The organism is Pseudoalteromonas sp. A41-2, from assembly GCF_015767615.1.
Taxonomy (GTDB): domain Bacteria; phylum Pseudomonadota; class Gammaproteobacteria; order Enterobacterales; family Alteromonadaceae; genus Pseudoalteromonas; species Pseudoalteromonas lipolytica.
Genome location: NZ_CP065231.1, coordinates 3,405,767 through 3,423,059 on the forward strand (window position 1 = coordinate 3,405,767; position 17,293 = coordinate 3,423,059).

Annotated in this window: 16 protein-coding genes; 10 read left to right on the forward strand and 6 right to left on the reverse strand. The window is 42.7% G+C overall.

All coding sequences use genetic code 11. The features are described 5' to 3' along the window. The first annotated feature begins 25 nt into the window (after positions 1-25). The 10 genes from IT970_RS15380 to IT970_RS15425 all read left to right on the forward strand — a co-directional run bounded on the left by IT970_RS15380 (position 26) and on the right by IT970_RS15425 (position 10,764). On the forward strand, positions 26-631 hold the full coding sequence (locus IT970_RS15380; protein WP_036973533.1) for a ubiquinone biosynthesis accessory factor UbiJ: 606 nt from the start codon (positions 26-28) through the stop codon (positions 629-631). A gap of 17 nt (positions 632-648) precedes the next feature. Continuing rightward, on the forward strand, positions 649-2,250 hold the full coding sequence (ubiB, locus tag IT970_RS15385; RefSeq protein WP_065979457.1) for a ubiquinone biosynthesis regulatory protein kinase UbiB: 1,602 nt from the start codon (positions 649-651) through the stop codon (positions 2,248-2,250). 78 nt (positions 2,251-2,328) lie between these two features. Beyond that, positions 2,329-2,565, forward strand: a complete 237-nt coding sequence (gene tatA / locus IT970_RS15390) for a twin-arginine translocase TatA/TatE family subunit (RefSeq protein ID WP_036973536.1) — start codon at positions 2,329-2,331, stop codon at positions 2,563-2,565. 5 nt (positions 2,566-2,570) lie between these two features. Next, positions 2,571-2,900 (forward strand): Sec-independent protein translocase protein TatB, encoded by a 330-nt coding sequence (gene tatB, locus IT970_RS15395; protein ID WP_036973537.1) that lies wholly within the window; start codon positions 2,571-2,573, stop codon positions 2,898-2,900. A 48-nt stretch (positions 2,901-2,948) separates the two neighbouring features. Then, positions 2,949-3,689, forward strand: coding sequence for a twin-arginine translocase subunit TatC (gene tatC / locus IT970_RS15400; protein WP_036973540.1), 741 nt, complete (start codon positions 2,949-2,951; stop codon positions 3,687-3,689). Beyond that, the gene (locus IT970_RS15405) at positions 3,690-4,217 is read left to right on the forward strand and encodes a hypothetical protein (protein ID WP_036973544.1); all 528 of its coding nucleotides are present in this window, start codon (positions 3,690-3,692) and stop codon (positions 4,215-4,217) included. It begins immediately after the preceding gene. After that, the gene (locus IT970_RS15410) at positions 4,217-4,999 is read left to right on the forward strand and encodes a TatD family hydrolase (RefSeq protein ID WP_065979458.1); all 783 of its coding nucleotides are present in this window, start codon (positions 4,217-4,219) and stop codon (positions 4,997-4,999) included. Before IT970_RS15405 ends, IT970_RS15410 begins: the two co-directional genes overlap by 1 nt. A 1-nt stretch (position 5,000) precedes the next feature. Then, positions 5,001-6,857 (forward strand): sensor domain-containing diguanylate cyclase, encoded by a 1,857-nt coding sequence (locus tag IT970_RS15415; RefSeq protein WP_065979459.1) that lies wholly within the window; start codon positions 5,001-5,003, stop codon positions 6,855-6,857. 12 nt (positions 6,858-6,869) lie between these two features. Then, on the forward strand, positions 6,870-7,880 hold the full coding sequence (hemB, locus tag IT970_RS15420; protein WP_065979460.1) for a porphobilinogen synthase: 1,011 nt from the start codon (positions 6,870-6,872) through the stop codon (positions 7,878-7,880). Positions 7,881-8,013: 133 nt separating this feature from the next. Beyond that, entirely contained in the window at positions 8,014-10,764 is a 2,751-nt protein-coding gene (locus IT970_RS15425; RefSeq protein ID WP_065979461.1) for an ExeM/NucH family extracellular endonuclease, read from the forward strand. 43 nt (positions 10,765-10,807) lie between these two features. On the opposite strand, the gene IT970_RS15430 is transcribed toward IT970_RS15425, so the two are convergent. The 6 genes from IT970_RS15430 to IT970_RS15455 all read right to left on the reverse strand — a co-directional run bounded on the left by IT970_RS15430 (position 10,808) and on the right by IT970_RS15455 (position 17,287). Then, complete coding sequence (locus IT970_RS15430; RefSeq protein ID WP_036973553.1) at positions 10,808-11,227, reverse strand: hypothetical protein; 420 nt, start codon at positions 11,225-11,227, stop codon at positions 10,808-10,810. 401 nt (positions 11,228-11,628) lie between these two features. After that, entirely contained in the window at positions 11,629-13,716 is a 2,088-nt protein-coding gene (gene fusA, locus IT970_RS15435; protein WP_118844741.1) for an elongation factor G, read from the reverse strand. Between the two features lie 226 nt (positions 13,717-13,942). Next, the gene (locus tag IT970_RS15440) at positions 13,943-14,602 is read right to left on the reverse strand and encodes a 3-oxoacid CoA-transferase subunit B (protein ID WP_074989499.1); all 660 of its coding nucleotides are present in this window, start codon (positions 14,600-14,602) and stop codon (positions 13,943-13,945) included. A gap of 11 nt (positions 14,603-14,613) precedes the next feature. Continuing rightward, positions 14,614-15,321, reverse strand: coding sequence for a CoA transferase subunit A (locus tag IT970_RS15445; RefSeq protein WP_118844742.1), 708 nt, complete (start codon positions 15,319-15,321; stop codon positions 14,614-14,616). Between the two features lie 9 nt (positions 15,322-15,330). Then, positions 15,331-16,092 carry a 3-hydroxybutyrate dehydrogenase gene (locus IT970_RS15450; protein WP_036973558.1) on the reverse strand — a complete coding sequence of 254 codons (762 nt, stop codon included), beginning with the start codon at positions 16,090-16,092 and terminating at the stop codon, positions 15,331-15,333. Between the two features lie 4 nt (positions 16,093-16,096). Beyond that, positions 16,097-17,287, reverse strand: coding sequence for an E22 family MetX-like putative esterase (locus IT970_RS15455; protein WP_036973560.1), 1,191 nt, complete (start codon positions 17,285-17,287; stop codon positions 16,097-16,099). Positions 17,288-17,293 lie beyond the last annotated feature (6 nt).

Sequence of the window (17,293 nt, forward strand, 5' to 3'; positions counted from 1 at the left end):
TTAAACAGATTAAGTAGGTAACGCGATGTTAGCAAATGCTCTGTTATCACTGGTAGAACGAATCATTAATCATGTTTTGCAGCTAGACTCGTCTCTAAAGGACAACCTAGCGGCTATTTCAGACAAGCAATTACTGATTGAGATCCGTGATTGGCAACAGCGCATTTTATGCGTATACAGTGATGAGCAAATACACTTATATAGCACTGCAGAGCATCACTTCGACTGCATGATCAGTGCTGATATTGACACTCTGCTCACGCTGAAAAATCCAGCAATGCTAACCCAGTTAATCCGCCAAGATAAATTAGATTTACAAGGCGATTTACACATAGCTCAAGGCTTTAGTAATGCCTTTGCTGCACTTAATATTGATTGGCCAGAGCATTTTTCACGTTATATTGGCGACGCACCAGCACAGCAGCTATGGCTGTCTTTGCAAGCAATGAAACGTCACGGTGTGAACGTAAAAAATAAACTCGAAAATACACTGACCACCTTATGTCAAGACGAGCTTGCAGTGACAATTCACCCACTTGAACTGGCTGAGTTTAAGCAACAGAACCGCCAATTAAAGAACCAAGTGTCTCAACTCGAGATGCGAATAAACGCCTTATTAAAGTCATGCTAGTGCGCTAAGGATATTGTGTGTCAACTGCTCGTCTGTATTACATCACAAAAACATTACTGAGCTTCGGCTTAGACGAACTGATCCCACGTAAAAAAATACCTTGGTTTGCCACATTAGCGCGAGGCAGTTTATTTTGGTTACGCAATCAACATAAAGATAAACCTGCGGGGATGCGTTTACGCTTAGCCTTACAAGAGTTAGGGCCTGTGTGGATTAAGTTTGGGCAAATGCTCTCTACACGCCGCGATTTATTACCGCATGATATTGCGCTTGAACTGGCTTTGTTACAAGACCAAGTTGAGCCCTTCGAAGGAGAGCTTGCTCAGCAACTGATTGAAAAAGCGCTTGGTATAAATGACATTAGTGAGCTTTTTAATGACTTTTCGCAAACCCCTCTCGCGTCAGCATCCATTGCACAAGTGCATACGGCAACCTTGCTAGATGAGCATGGTGAAGAGCAAAATGTCGTTATTAAAGTTATTCGCCCTAATATTAAAGAGCAGATAGACGCCGACTTAATGCTGATGCAAAAGGTCGCTAAGCTCGTTGCAAAACTTTTAAAAGAAGCCAAACGTTTGCGCCCTATTGAGGTGGTAAATGAGTACAAGAAAACCTTACTAGATGAGCTCGACTTAATGCGCGAAGGCGCGAATGCCATTCAATTACGTCGCAACTTCGAGGGCTCAGATTCTCTCTATATTCCCTTTGTTTACAGCGATTATAGCCGCAGTAATGTCTTAGTTATGGAGCGTATTTATGGTATTCCTGTCTCTGATACCGAAGCGCTCCTTGCACAAAACACCAATATGCAATTACTCGCTGAACGCGGTGTCGAGGTCTTCTTTACACAAGTCTTCCGCGACAGCTTTTTCCATGCAGATATGCATCCGGGCAATATTTTTGTTTCTCGCGAGACGCCCCATAACCCTCAATATATTGGCATTGATTGCGGCATTGTCGGCACCTTAAATAGAGAAGATAAACGTTACCTTGCAGAAAACTTTATTGCCTTTTTTAATCGTGATTACCGCCAAGTAGCGCAGCTGCATGTTGATTCGGGGTGGGTCCCCGCAGATACCAGTATTGAAGAATTCGAGTTTGCGATTCGCACAGTATGTGAGCCCATTTTCAATAAACCACTGGCTGAAATTTCATTTGGTCACGTACTGGTTAATTTATTTAATACCGCACGTCGCTTTAATATGCAGGTTCAACCGCAATTGGTGTTATTACAGAAGACACTGTTATATGTTGAAGGTCTTGGCAGGCAACTTTATCCGCAGCTTGATCTGTGGAAAACCGCTAAGCCATTTTTAGAAGAATGGGTTAAAGAACAAGTGGGTCCGCTTGCAGTGATGAAAAAAATGTACGCGAACTTACCATTCTGGGCTGAAAAAATGCCTGAATTACCCGATTTAATCTATCAAAACTTAAAGCGTCATCAACAACCTGTACAATTGCCGCAGGAGTCGTCGTCAAAACCTCTGCTCCTGAGCATTTTTGCGGGCAGTTGCTTTATTGTGTCGGGACTGTGTTATTTACAGGATGACCTAATTGCAGCAGGCATCACAACAGGACTTGCTGTGGTTGGTTTTATTGCAGCTTGGCGCAGCGCATAAACTAAGTGCTATTTATGTTTTGGTGAGTATAATCAAAACAAGTACATTCAATCAATTTGATAAAATATGGAGTAACCCATGCTTAGTGGTATCAGTATTTGGCAATTAGTCATTATCTTAGCAATTATTGTATTGTTATTTGGCACTAAAAAATTACGTGGCATTGGTGGCGACTTGGGCAGTGCAGTAAAAGGCTTTAAAAAAGCCGTGTCTGAAGACGATAAAACCAGCAGCAACAACGAGCAGATCGAGCAAGCGTCTAATACGCAAAGCAAAGAGACCGCAGAAAAAAGCAAAGACGACCATAAGGTTTAATCAATATGGGGATGTGGGAACTTGTTGTCGTACTGATTGTAGGCCTAATTGTCTTAGGGCCTGAGCGCTTGCCTGTCGCAATACGCACCGTTAGTCGCTGGATGAAAACGCTTAAGTCAGTTGCCAACTCAGTGAAAGCTGAAGTAAACGAAGAACTCCGTATCCATGAACTTCATGAAAACTTAAAAAAAGCAGAGCAGCAAAACTTAAAAGAGTTATCACCTGAACTGCAAGACTCTGTGAACGAACTGCAAAAAGCAGCACAGTCTGTCACCCACAGCTACAAAAAAGACAACCAAGAAGAAACGAAAGTTGAAAACAGTGAAAAAAAATGAAATTAATTTTTCTTTTAGTTGTCCATTTTAGAGAGTATTTATAACACTATGACTGAGCAAGCTCATTCAGGCTTTGTGGGCCATTTAATTGAGTTACGAAATCGACTCATGAAAGCGCTCCTAAGCACTTTGCTGGTATTTATCGTCTTGATATTTTTTATGTACGATATTTATGATTTTATATCTGCACCCTTAGTATCAAACTTACCCAGTAACACAAGCATGATTGCTACAGATGTTACTTCTGTTGTTATAGTTCCGATTAAACTTACTCTGTTTTTAGCTTTTTTAATTGCCATACCCATGATATTGCACCAAGTTTGGGGGTTTATCGCACCCGGCTTGTATCAAAATGAGAAAAAAATGTTAGTACCCATTTTGATTTCAAGTGTGTTTTTATTTTATGGTGGGGTCAGCTTTTGTTATTTCGTCGTGCTGCCAATGATACTGGCTTTTTTCACTGCAGCAGGTCCCGAGATGATGACCTTAGCCCCTGACATAGGCAGCTATCTAAGCTTTGTTATTAAGCTTTTCTATGCATTTGGCATTGCTTTTGAAATACCAGTTGCCATTATGCTGTTATGCTGGAGCGGTGCGACAACCACTAAAAGCTTAAAAGAGAAACGCCCATATATCGTGGTCGGTGTGTTCGTGGTAGCCATGTTCTTAACCCCACCCGATGTATTGTCACAAACATTATTAGCATTACCCATGCTGTTGTTATTTGAGTTAGGCTTAATTTTGGCTGCATTTTATACCGCCAAACCCCAACAGGAATCAGAGGAATAAATGAAAAAACAACTAATTCCCTTTATTGCACTACTTACAGTTGCAGGCACAACGCACGCTAACGAAATTAATATTCAAGCATTGCAAGCCTGTACTTTTGTTGAAAACGACTTTAATCGCTTGCTTTGTTACGACAACATTATGGCAGGTAAATCACTGACTAAACCTGCAGCAAACAAACAAATTGAAAAGCCTGTAACAAACGCCGCCGCAGTTTCGGCACCTGCTGTAGTTGCTTCATCAAACCAAGTTGTTAAGACAAAAAATGAAGATTTTGGTCTAGAGCACAAAGAAGCAACAAAAGACAATGATGATGAGATTAGTGCCGTCGTTAAAAGCGTTGAAAAAGCCGCGTATGGCGAGCTCATCATCGAACTGAAAAATGGTCAACAATGGCGTCAAATTGGCTCAGATAGTTTACGTCTAAAAGCCAATGACACAGTCGTGATTGAGCGCGGTATTTTTAATTCATTTTTATTGAAAGTTGAAGGTCAAAACCGCTCAATTCGTGTTAAGCGCACAAACTAATGAGCACACGGCTTGTTGATGCTGGCGTCAACTTAAGCAATCATCAATTTGATGATCGTCACGCCGCTGTCATACAGCGAGCTGAGGCTGCGGGTGTAACGCAAATGCTATTGATTGGCTGTGATTTACAAAGCAGCCATGACTCATTACAGCTTGCAAAGCAATTTAATCTGCTGTGTACCGCCGGAGTTCATCCCCACGATGCGAAAACAGCCACTGAGGCACTTGAGAGTGAGCTAAGCGCACTTGTTAACCATGCACAGGTGGTTGCTATTGGTGAATGTGGGCTCGATTACAATCGCGATTTTTCTCCACGTGATGTACAACGAAGCGTTTTAAGAAGACAGCTGGCACTTGCTGAAACACTTAACATGCCTGTTTATCTTCATGAGCGAGATGCCAGCGAAGATATGTTTCAGATTCTAGCCGATTACAACGTACGTGGCGTATTACATTGCTTTACAGGTGATGCATCAGCATTACAAAATTACCTGGCGCTTGGGCTTTATATTGGCGTTACAGGCTGGGTGTGTGATGAACGCCGTGGTGAACAACTACAGGCGCTTGTGCCCGACATCCCATTAGAACGTTTGCTTATTGAAACAGATGCCCCTTTTTTATTGCCAAGAACCATTAAGCCTAAACCTAAGTCTCGGCGGAACGAGCCACAGTATCTTACCTATGTATGCCAGCAAATTGCTGACTTAAAAGGCTGTGAATTTACTGAAGTGGCAAAACAAACTACACTAAACTTTCAGACATTATTTACCACAAAGGGTTAAAATGAAGCGCCTATGGTCACTATGTGGCGTACTCTTCGTTGTTTTATTCAGTCATTATTTAAAGGCTAACCCTATCGCCGTTAGCTCGCACTTTAAGTCTCAACAAATCATAAATGTTGAGTACACGCTCGAGCCTATTACTCAGCAACAAGCATTTATCAGTAAAGATATCGACTGGCAAAAAAATCAAGCTGACACTCTTAACTTGGGCTTAAACCTGACACCCTTGTGGCTAAAGGTATCGATAAAAAATACCTCCTTGAATGATCTCACTCTGATTCTCTCGATCGATAACCCACTTCTTGATGAAGTCAGTGTTTTTCATGTGCAAGGTAGGCACATTCTGTCAAAGACCAAAATTGGCGACGCACTGCCGCTTGCAAATCGGCAAATAAAGAATGAGTCCTTACTTGTTCCACTCATTTTGCCTAAAGCAAGTCATACGGAAGTATTTTTAAGAGTTGAGAATGAGGGCGGATTACGTGTCCCACTTAGTCTATGGGAGCCGTCTGAATACCTTAAATATAAAAGTAAATTTAACTTACTCTATGGATTATTAGTTGGTTTTATTCTTTCTTTGGCGATCACTAACCTCGTCCTGTACGGTTTTTCAAGACGCCGTTACTTTGCCTACACAGGTATTTTACTAACCTCATTATGGTTAACACTTGCTTATATATATGGTTTTGGGTATCGCTACTTACAACCGAGTGGTTTAACATTCCAGCAGTTGGCAATCCCGAGTCTATTTTTTATAAGTGGTGCGCTATTTGTTCCTATACAACGGTGTATTTTTAGCACTGATAATAAAACCCTGAGTCGCACTCAATATTGGTTAGCCTGGGCCATGATACTGATGACAGTATTAATGTGGTTTCTCCCTAAACATTTTGCACTCTCACTGTGTTTAATCAGCTTGCCTGTATTACTACTGGTGTTTTTCATCATTGCCATGAAGCAATTTAACCAGGCGTACAAGCAACCAAGCATTGCCTTCCTTATTGGTTTATCTGCATTTTTCTCTGCGATTATTTACAGTGGTTTAGGTGTCTTTAACCCATTTAATTTAAATATTGGTATGCTTTCTCTTACGTTTGTTTGCTTCTTAATTTGTAGTCTGAGCTTATGTTATGCCGTTATTAAATTATTCTTGATGCAACGTGATGCCGAAGTCGTGTCACAACAAAACGCATTAGCAGAGAGTAAAGCGCAAGATACCTTAATGCGGGAGCGCTTAGCCCTTCAAGAACAAGCTCGGCAAGATTTAGAGGCTAACATTGAAGAGCGAACATTTGAGCTGCAAGTTACCCTACGTGAGCTTGAAGACAAAAATCGTGAGCTTGAGCAGCTCAATATGGAAGATGCATTAACGAAAACGAAAAATCGCCGTTATTTCGATAAGAAATTAATAATGGATATTCGCCGCTCTCGCCGGGAACAAACCCCGCTTAGCGTCATTATGCTCGATATTGACCATTTTAAAGCAATTAATGACAATTTTGGCCACTTAACCGGTGACCAAACCATTCAAACGACTGCAAATATTATTAAAGAACACTTAAAGCGCCCTCTCGATGAAGTCGCCCGGTATGGTGGGGAAGAGTTTGTTGTACTCTTGCCTAACACCCCCCTTGAAGGTGCCCTAATAATTGCTGAACAAATACGCAAAGCCGCTGCTAACACTGATATAATAGTTGCCGGAACAACGATTAAATTTACACTCAGTGCCGGTGTTTTCAGCGCCGTTGCAGAAGACGTTAATAAACCAAGTTTATTCACAGACTATGCCGACAAAGCCCTTTATCACGCAAAGCAAACAGGCCGTAATCGCGTAGTAAGTTATCCTCTACCAGACTAGGAGTATAAAAGCATGGCCCAATCAGGACTCGATCTTTTCCCATATACACGTATGCGCCGTATGCGCCGTGATAATTTCTCTCGACGCCTTATGGCTGAAAACCAACTAACCGTGAATGATCTTATTTTCCCTGTTTTTGTGTTAGAAGGTAAAAACCGCCGTGAAGCCATTGAATCTATGCCGGGGATTGAGCGCCTTTCTATCGACTTATTGCTAGAAGAAGCCAAAGAGCTTGTTGAATTAGGTGTACCCGCTGTCGCGATTTTTCCTGTTACACCGAGTGATAAAAAATCACTGCTCGCTGAAGAAGCTTACAACCCAGATGCACTTGCACAACGCACTGTGCGTGCACTAAAAGAAGCATTTCCAGAGCTGGGTGTAATCACTGATGTTGCACTCGATCCATTCACTGTGCATGGCCAAGACGGCATTATTGATGACGAAGGCTATGTGATTAACGATGTGACAACTGAAATACTCGTAAAACAAGCACTTTCACATGCCGAAGCCGGTGCTGATGTCGTCGCCCCATCTGACATGATGGATGGTCGCATCGGTGCAATTCGAGAAGCATTAGAAGCGCAAGGCCATATCCATACTCGCATCATGGCGTATTCTGCTAAATACGCTTCAAGCTATTATGGACCATTCCGTGATGCGGTAGGCTCAGCAGGTAATTTAAAAGGTGCCGACAAAAAAACCTATCAAATGGATCCAGCAAATTCAGATGAAGCCTTGCGTGAAGTAGCGTTAGACCTACAAGAAGGTGCAGATATGGTGATGGTTAAACCTGGCATGCCATATTTAGATGTTGTACGTCGCGTGAAAGACGAGTTTGGCGTACCAACATTTGCGTATCAAGTGAGCGGTGAATATGCCATGCATAAAGCAGCCATTGATAATGGTTGGCTTGCAGAAGAGGCAATAATCATGGAATCTTTACTGGCCTTTAAACGTGCAGGTGCCGATGGCATCCTCACTTATTTTGCTAAACAAGCAGCAACGTGGTTAAAAAATAACTAACCTAAAGTAAATAGTCTAAAAAACAGTGATTATTTCACTTTTATTAACATTTTGTATTCAATTTGTCATAGATTTTCCTTAAAGTATTGTGTCCCAATTTGGGACTCTAATCATAAATACACGGGAAAATATAATGATAAATACTAAATTAACGCCGCTCGCGCTTGTCATTGCAAGCCTGAGCGCGCCTGCCTCAGCCAACTTAATCATCTCAGAATACGTTGAAGGAAGCGCCAACAACAAAGCTGTTGAGCTTTACAACACGTCAAGCACTGAGTTATCACTCGATGGTTACACTATCTCATTGTATTCAAATGGAAATGGTGACTTAGCCTCTCCTAATAACAGCCTCACCTTAAGCGGTACCCTTGCTGCAAATGGCACATATGTGATTGCTAATGCAGGCGCTAGTGCAGAATTAATAGCAAAAGCAGATACAGATTCAACCATTACCTACTTTAATGGTGATGATGCGTTGGTATTAAGCAAAGACGGAGCAATTGTTGATAGCTTTGGTCAACTCGGTGTTGATCCAGGTTCAGCGTGGTCTGAGGGGGGAGTAACAACGGCTAATAAAACACTCCGTCGTAAAACGACTGTAACCACTGGCCGTACCGATGCAACGGCAGGCTTTAACCCAAGCGAAGAGTGGGAACAATTCGATCAAGACGATTTCAGCAACTTAGGCCTATATGGTGACAGCAGTGAACCAACACCTGAGCCAGAACCAGTAACACCACTTGTGTGTGGCGCAGAAAAAACCTTAATCAGCGCCATTCAAGGTGAAGGGGGTGATAGCCCACTTATTAACACTGAAGTAGAAGTTGAAGGCGTAGTCACTGCTGACTTCCAAGGTGATGATCAACTTAAAGGTTTCTTCATCGGCTCACTTGCGGCTGATATCGATGCAAACCCACTTACCTCTGAAGGCGTATTCGTTTATTTCGCTGATACTGATGTGACTGTTGGTGACCACGTACGTGTTAAAGGCAGCGTGGCTGAATACTACAGCGCAACACAACTGGGTGATGTTAGCCAAGTAGAAATTTGTGCGACAGGTTTAACTACCGACGCTACGGCTATCACCTTGCCAGTTGCTGACGTTGCAGACCTTGAAGCTTACGAAGGTATGCTCGTTACCCTCTCTCAACCACTTGTCGTTAATAACAACTATGGCCTTGGCCGCTACGGCGAAGTTGACTTAGGTACTGAGCGTTTATACCAAGGCACGCAAGTTGCGCTCCCAGGTGATGCTGCGAATGCAATTGAAGCTGAAAACCTGAAGAAGCAAATCTTAATTGATGATGGTTCAACCAAACAAAACCGTGATCCAATTGCTTATCCTGGCACGGGCCTCGATGCTTATAATACTCTGCGTTTAGGCGATACAGTAAATTCTATCACCGGTGTAATGGGTTACAGCTTTGACCGTTACCGTATTCACCCGACTGTGCAACCTAGTTTTACAGCAACAAATCCACGTGCAGACGCTCCTGAGCTGGCCGAAGGTGCAGATTTACGTGTTGCTAGTTTCAATGTACTGAACTACTTCAATGGTGATGGCCAAGGTGCAGGTTTCCCTACTAGCCGCGGTGCAGACAGTGAAGAAGAGTTTATTCGTCAACAAGCGAAAATCGTCAGTGCAATCACTGCAATTCAGGCAGATGTGATTGGCTTAATGGAAATCGAAAACGATGGCTTTGGTGAAAATAGCGCTATCGCCAGCCTAGTCGCAGCACTCAATGATGAAGACGTAAACAACAGTTATGCTTTTGTTGACTTTAACGTCCCACAAGTAGGCACTGACGCGATTACAACGGCAATTATCTATCGTGCAAATAAAGTAACCGAGGTTGGCACAGCCGCGCATACTACGGTTGCACCATTTGATTACAGTAATCGTCCGCCAATTGCACAAAGTTTTAAATCGCTAGAAACAGAAGAGGTTTTCACTGTTGCTGTTGCGCATTTAAAATCAAAAGGTGGCTGTGGCAGTGCCGAAGGCAATAATGCAGATTTAGGCGATGGCCAAGCATGTTGGAATGAAATTCGAGTTGCGGGTGCCAATGCCTATGCAGATTGGTTAGCCACTCATCCTACGGGTGTCGCAGATGACGATGTCATTTTGGTTGGCGATATGAACGCTTATGCCATGGAAGACCCTATCCGTGCATTTGCAGACAAAGGCCTTAAGAGTGCTGTTACAGAGTTAGATGGTAACACATTAGGTTATTCTTATAGCTTCTCTGGTCGTATTGGTAGCCTTGATCATGCATTAGTATCTGAATCACTGCTTGGTAAAGTAGTTGCAGCGACAGATTGGCATATCAATGCCGATGAGCCAATTAGCTTAGACTATAATCTTGAATACAAGTCATCAACTCAACAAGCAAGCCTCTATGCAGACAATGCTTATCGAGCATCGGATCATGACCCAGTCATCATTGATATTAAATCAGAGCCAGCACCAGAGCCTATTCCTGAGCCACAAGCCCCAGTGATAAGCCCAGAGCAAGCTTTTGAAGTACTTGAAAATAGCGCGATTGGTACTGTCATTGGCCAACTTGAATTCAGCGATGCTGATGCTGAGTATACGCCTGTTGTAAAATTCATTGTTTCTGGTGAAAACGCAGATGCGATATCAATCGACGCACTCGGTCAAATCAGCCTTACGAAAGAACTTGATTATGAGTTCGAAAATAAACTAACACTTATGATCCGCGCTGAAGATAGCGCAGGTAACTTATCGGAAGCGCAACTACTTTACATCAATGTGAAAAATGATGAAGCTGACGATGAAGACGAAGACGATTCTGGCTCATTTGGCTGGCTGAGTTTACTTGCTTTACCTTTCGTGGCTGTACGCCGCCGCTTTAAAGCATAAACATTAAAAAGGCCGCAATTGCGGCCTTTATTCATCCTGCGATTTAAGCCTTACACTCTACATGTGCCTTAAATGTACTAGAGCCTTTGTTTACTTTATACAACTTCGTAATTGCTAATTGCTGCTCTTCATTAATTTGCCAATTACTAAAATGGTATTTTTCACCATTCTCAAGGCTAATCTTAAACACCGTAAGAAAGGCCACTTTCTTAAACTCAATGGCTTTAATCTCTTCAGCATTTATATAACGCTTACCAAAACCACGAGAATAGCAAATGCCTGCTTTGTAGCAGTGTAAAAAACGGATCTGCAAAAAGTTTAATACCGTGATAAACAGTAAAACTGGCAAAATAAACATCAGTAATGACGTACCAATAATGTTAACACTAAATGCAACAAGACTAGCCAGCACTAACTTGCTTCCCTGTACGGTCCAATTTGGACTTAACTTAATCGTTTTCATGAGAATATATCTTTAATTTTTAATAAAAATAAGCAGGACTTTTAATACAAAATGATTAACTAATCATTCGCAAGGCAATTCTACACCGTTCAAAAAAGGTACACAAGGTACAGAATAAGACTTTTAGACTAGAACAAAATGATTAATTCACAACTTACTAAAAAGCATAGCTTTTTAGATTAAAAATAAATTTGTACAAAAATCATGCACATCAAACCACTTAGTACTTATTTGGTAATTATGAAAATAAAACCAATACTAAAAGTCGTGATCATATTGGGAACATTAATAAAGAAGCACTGAATAGAAGATTAATTTAGATGTGTTATTTGTAATCGTGCTTGGCGGGCAATAAAAAACCCGCAACAAGTGCGGGTTTTTTTAAGAAGTTAAAAGGCTAATTACTTAGCAGCTTTTTTCTCTTTTTCTGCAGCGATTACAGTTTCAGCTACGTTTTGTGGACATGGTGCGTAGTGTGAGAACTCCATAGAGAACTGACCACGACCAGACGTAATAGTACGTAAGTGACCGATGTAACCGAACATTTCAGAAAGTGGTACTTCACCCTTGATGCGAACGCCCATTGCGCCTGCTTCTTGGTCTTTGATCATACCACGACGACGGTTAAGGTCACCGATTACGTCACCTACGTTGTCTTCTGGTGTGAACACGTCAACTTTCATGATTGGCTCAAGAAGTTGTGCACCCGCTTTAGGGATAGACTGACGGAAAGCGCCTTTAGCAGCGATTTCGAACGCGATTGCTGATGAGTCAACTGCGTGGAAAGCACCGTCGAAAAGTTCTACTTCAACGTCTAATACTGGGAAGCCAGCTAGAACACCTTCATCCATCATAGACTTAAAGCCTTTCTCAACTGCAGGCCAGAATTCCTTAGGAACGTTACCACCAACAACTGAAGACGTGAATGTGAAACCTGAGTTAGGCTCACCTGGCTTGATGCGGTAATCAATTTTACCGAATTGACCAGAACCACCAGATTGTTTCTTGTGCGTGTAGCTATCTTCGATTTCTTTCGTGATAGTTTCACGGTAAGCAACCTGAGGTTGACCAACAACTAGGTCTACGCCGTAAGTACGCTTAAGGATATCTACTTTGATATCTAAGTGAAGCTCACCCATACCTTTAAGGATGGTTTCGCCTGAATCTTCGTCAGTTTCAACTTGGAATGAAGGATCTTCTGCAACCATCTTACCGATCGCGATACCCATCTTCTCGTTACCGCCTTTGTCTTTAGGCGCAACAGCGATTGAGATAACTGGATCAGGGAAGATCATCGCTTCAAGTGTACATTCGTGCTTAGGATCACAAAGCGTGTGACCAGTTTGAACGTTCTTCATACCAACAACAGCGATGATGTCACCCGCTTGCGCTTCAGAGATCTCGTTACGGTCGTTAGCTTGCATCTCAACCATACGGCCGATACGCTCAGTTTTACCTGTTGCTGAGTTAAGTACTGTGTCACCTTTTTTCATACGACCTGAGTAGATACGGATGAATGTAAGTGCACCGAAACGGTCGTCCATGATTTTGAACGCTAGCGCTTTAAGTGGCTCATCAGCAGAAACTGTTGCTACTTCACCTGTCGCTTCACCTGTTTCTGGATCAGTTAGAGGCTGTGGATCAACTTCTGTAGGCGCAGGTAGGTAATCTACAACCGCGTCTAGTACTAATTGCATACCTTTGTTTTTGAATGCAGAACCACAGAACGTTGGGAAGAACGCAAGATCACGAGTACCTTTACGGATACAACGCTTGATTTCTTCTAATGAAGGCATTTCACCTTCCATGTACGCTTCCATTAGCTCATCGTCTTGCTCAACAGCAGACTCGATTAGCATCTCATGGTATTCTTCAACTTTGTCTACCATGTCAGCTGGAACGTCTTGTACTTCGTAGTTTTCAGGAAGACCTGTCTCGTCCCAAACGTATGCTTTTTTCTCAAGTACGTCTACAACACCACAGAATTGGTCTTCGATACCGATTGGTAAAGTCATAACTAGTGGGTTAGCACCAAGTACTTTTTCTACTTGACCAACTACGCGGTAGAAGTCAGCACCCATACGGTCTAGTTTGTTTACGAAGATTACACGTGCAACTTCTGATTCGTTCGCATAACGCCAGTTAGTTTCTGACTGTGGCTCAACACCACCAGAACCACAGAATACACCGATACCACCGTCTAGTACTTTAAGTGAACGGTATACTTCTACTGTGAAGTCAACGTGTCCCGGAGTATCGATAACGTTTAAGCGGTGGCCTTTCCACTCACAAGTTACAGCTGCTGATTGGATTGTAATACCGCGCTCAGCTTCTTGTTCCATGAAGTCAGTAGTAGACTCACCGTCGTGTACCTCACCAGTCTTATGAATTTTACCCGTAAGCTTAAGGATACGCTCAGTGGTGGTAGTTTTACCCGCGTCAACGTGGGCGAAAATACCAATATTTCTGTACTTCGATAAATCTGCCATTATTTTACTCTTAATAAAGTCGAAAAATTATTCGGCGGGAGTATAGCATTACTTAAAGCGAACATCACCATAGAAGTCGCTTAAAATGCAATCAATTTTATAAAATTTTTATATGCAAAGGATAAGCGGCACTTTTTAAAGTGCCGTTAAAGTGATGTTAAGGTGCCAAGGAGTCATTTTATGTCTCCAAAAATAAAAAGAGATTCGAAATAATGCGAAAAAACGCCTAATCAAATGCCATCTCAGGAATCTCACCCGAGACAATAAGTTTGCCTTGTGTCTTTGCAATAATCTCATCAACCGAAACACCTGGGGCACGCTCTAATAAATGAAATGCACCGTCTTTAATTTCTAATAACGCTAAATCGGTGATCACTTTATTAATACAACCAACACCAGTGAGCGGTAAACTACACTCTGTTAGTAGCTTTGATTCACCGTGTTTATTGGCGTGCGTCATGGTGCAAATAATGTTTTTAGCACCGGCCACTAAATCCATTGCGCCTCCCATGCCTTTAACTAACTTTTTCGGGATCATCCAACTGGCAATGTTACCGTTTTGGTCAACTTCAAAGGCACCCAGTACCGTTAAATCAACATGCCCACCGCGGATCATGGCAAAGCTTTCTGCAGAGTTAAAAATAGCCGCCCCCGTTGCCGCAGTGACCGTTTCTTTACCGGCGTTGATCATATCGGCATCAACTTGGTCTGCGCTTGGGTAGGGCCCCATACCGAGCAAGCCATTTTCTGATTGCAGCATCACTTCGATGCCATCAGGGACATAATTCGCGACTAAGGTTGGAATACCAATGCCTAAATTAACGTAGTAACCGTCTTGTAATTCCATCGCCACGCGTTTAGCGATTTGTTCTCGTGATAATGCCATCTGCGTGCTCCTTATTGACTCTCTTGCTTAGTGGTAACTTTCTCGATGCGTTTTTCAAATTCACCTTTAATCACGCGGTCAATATAGATACCCGGTGTGTGAATTTGACTTGGCTCAAGCACCCCTGGCTCAACGATTTCTTCAACTTCAAGAACCGTAATTTTGCCCGCGGTTGCCGCCATCGGGTTAAAATTCATTGCCGTATGTCGATAAATACAATTGCCGTAACGGTCTGCTTTCCACGCTTTTACTATCGCAAAGTCACCCGTAATACTTGGCTCTAATAAATAATCGCGACCATTAATATTGCGGGTTTCTTTACCCTCAGCGACCGGTGTACCCACACCCGTCGCGGTATAAAATGCAGGAATACCCGCACCACCAGCACGCATTTTTTCAGCTAAGGTGCCTTGCGGTGTGAGCTCAACCTCAAGCTCACCGTTTAATAATTGCTGCTCAAATAACGCGTTTTCGCCGACATACGAGGCCACCATTTTGCGGATCTGCTTGTCTTCGAGCAACACACCTAAGCCAAAACCATCTACGCCGCAGTTATTCGACACCACGGTTAAATCACGCGTGCCTTGACGTTTAATTTCAGCAATTAGACCTTCGGGAATACCACATAAGCCAAAGCCGCCAGCGATGACAGTCATGCCATCTTCAAGGCCTGCCATAGCATCACTATACGTTGTTACTACTTTATCAAAACCAGCCATGGGCTCCTCCTATTGTGCTGTCCAACCGCCATCAATGGCGATTGCTTGCGCAGTAATGTTTCTTGCTGCATCCGCCATTAAAAAGCTCACGGTATGCAGTATTTCATCTAAGCCGATAAATGCCTTTTTCGGCATAGGAGCAAGCATAATGGTGTCGATCACTTGCTGCTCAGAAATGCCATGTTCTTTCGCTTGAGACGCTATTTGCTGCTCCACCAGCGGGGTTTTCACATAGGCCGGACACACCGTATTAATCGTGATGTTGGCATCGCCAGTTTCGAGTGCCATGGTTTTTGCAAAGCCAATTAAGCCATGTTTTGCGGCGATATAAGCCGACTTATACTTAGAGGCGACCATGGCATGAATTGAGCCAATGTTAATGATGCGACCAAAATCTTGCTTACGCATACGCGGCAATACCGCTTTGGTCATCATTGCCGGACCAACAAGCATTACCTGTTGTAAAAACTGCCATTTATCTGCCGGAAAGTCTTCAAGCTTGGCAACATGCTGGATACCCGCATTATTAATAAGAACATCAATCGGCTGATTTAGCTCAGTGAAAAATTGCTCTATCGCAGTGCTGTCTGCCACATTCAGTGCATAGCCTTCAGCGCTGCCGCCTTGCTCTACAATTCCTGCTGCTGCTTGCTGCGCCGCATGTTGATTTAAATCAGTGACAATAATGGTATGCCCTTGCATCGCAAGTTGCTGGGCAATATACAGCCCAATACCACTGGCAGCACCGGTAATTAAAACTGTTTTGCTCATCGGGTTACTCCTCTAAAAACTCACTGATAAGCTGCGCCTTAGGCGCAATTGAGAACAGGCCATCAAGGTGCCCCCAACCGCCTTCGATTTCAGAAAGCGTGACATCTTTACCTTGCGCTTTCATGGTTTCATACACAGCGCGCATGTTTTCAGGGCGTAGCAATAAGTCGTTACTTGCAGGAAGCAGTAAGGTTTTTGCAGATACGTTTTTAAGTGCACTGGTTAAATCACTTTGCATACCCGCCGTAAATAATTGTGATGCCCGGACCAAATACAATACATGGTTCGCATCTTGAGTTTGCGCACGCGCCATTGCACGCTGTGCAAGCACTTGGTTTAATTTAGGCAAAGTGCGAATGTCTTTTAATGCCCCGTCATCTAGAACGTTAAAATCTGGGAAACTGGCATTGTAAATAATCGGGTGCATTGCATCTTGAGTGATATTGAGCATGGTTGCAGCAAGCCCCTCTAACGGGCGCTCTTTGCCATAGTAATTACCTTGTTGCCAATTTTTATCAAGGCGAATTGGTAAAGCCCATTTTTCAAGTGCTGCGACAGTCCATGCGTCCATCGTTGCCGCACCAATAACATGAATTAAACGCTCTACTTTATCGGGGTAACGTGTTGCCCATTCAAGCGCTTGAAACGAGCCCATAGATGCGCCCATTACTGCATGTAATTTATTAATGCCTAGGCTGTCTAATAAACGCTTTTGCACATTAACAAAGTCAGTGATTGTCACAACAGGAAAATCCAAACCATAGGGTTTACCCGTTTTTGGGTTAATCGATGCTGGACCTGTGGTGATCACATTAGAATCGTGCCAATTCGCATTCACTAAGGTGTCTGAACTGATCACAAAATATTTATTAGTATCAATCGCCTTACCTGGGCCGATGATCGCATCCCAATACCCTGGTAATGCATCATCTGCTTTATATTTACCTGCAGCATGTGAGGTACCCGAAAAATAATGGGTAATTAAAATCACATTATCTTTGTTGGCATTTAATTTACCGTAACTTTCCCAACCAATATCGACTTTAGGTAAAGTCACGCCAGAGACAGTGGTAAAGTCCTTTGTCGTAAAATGCTGTTTTTCTACCAGCATTGTCTGAGGTGGTGTGTTATCAGCAGCAAACGCTGTGCAACTAAATACAACCAACCATAGCAACATTATTAATTTAGTTTTCATTGCTGT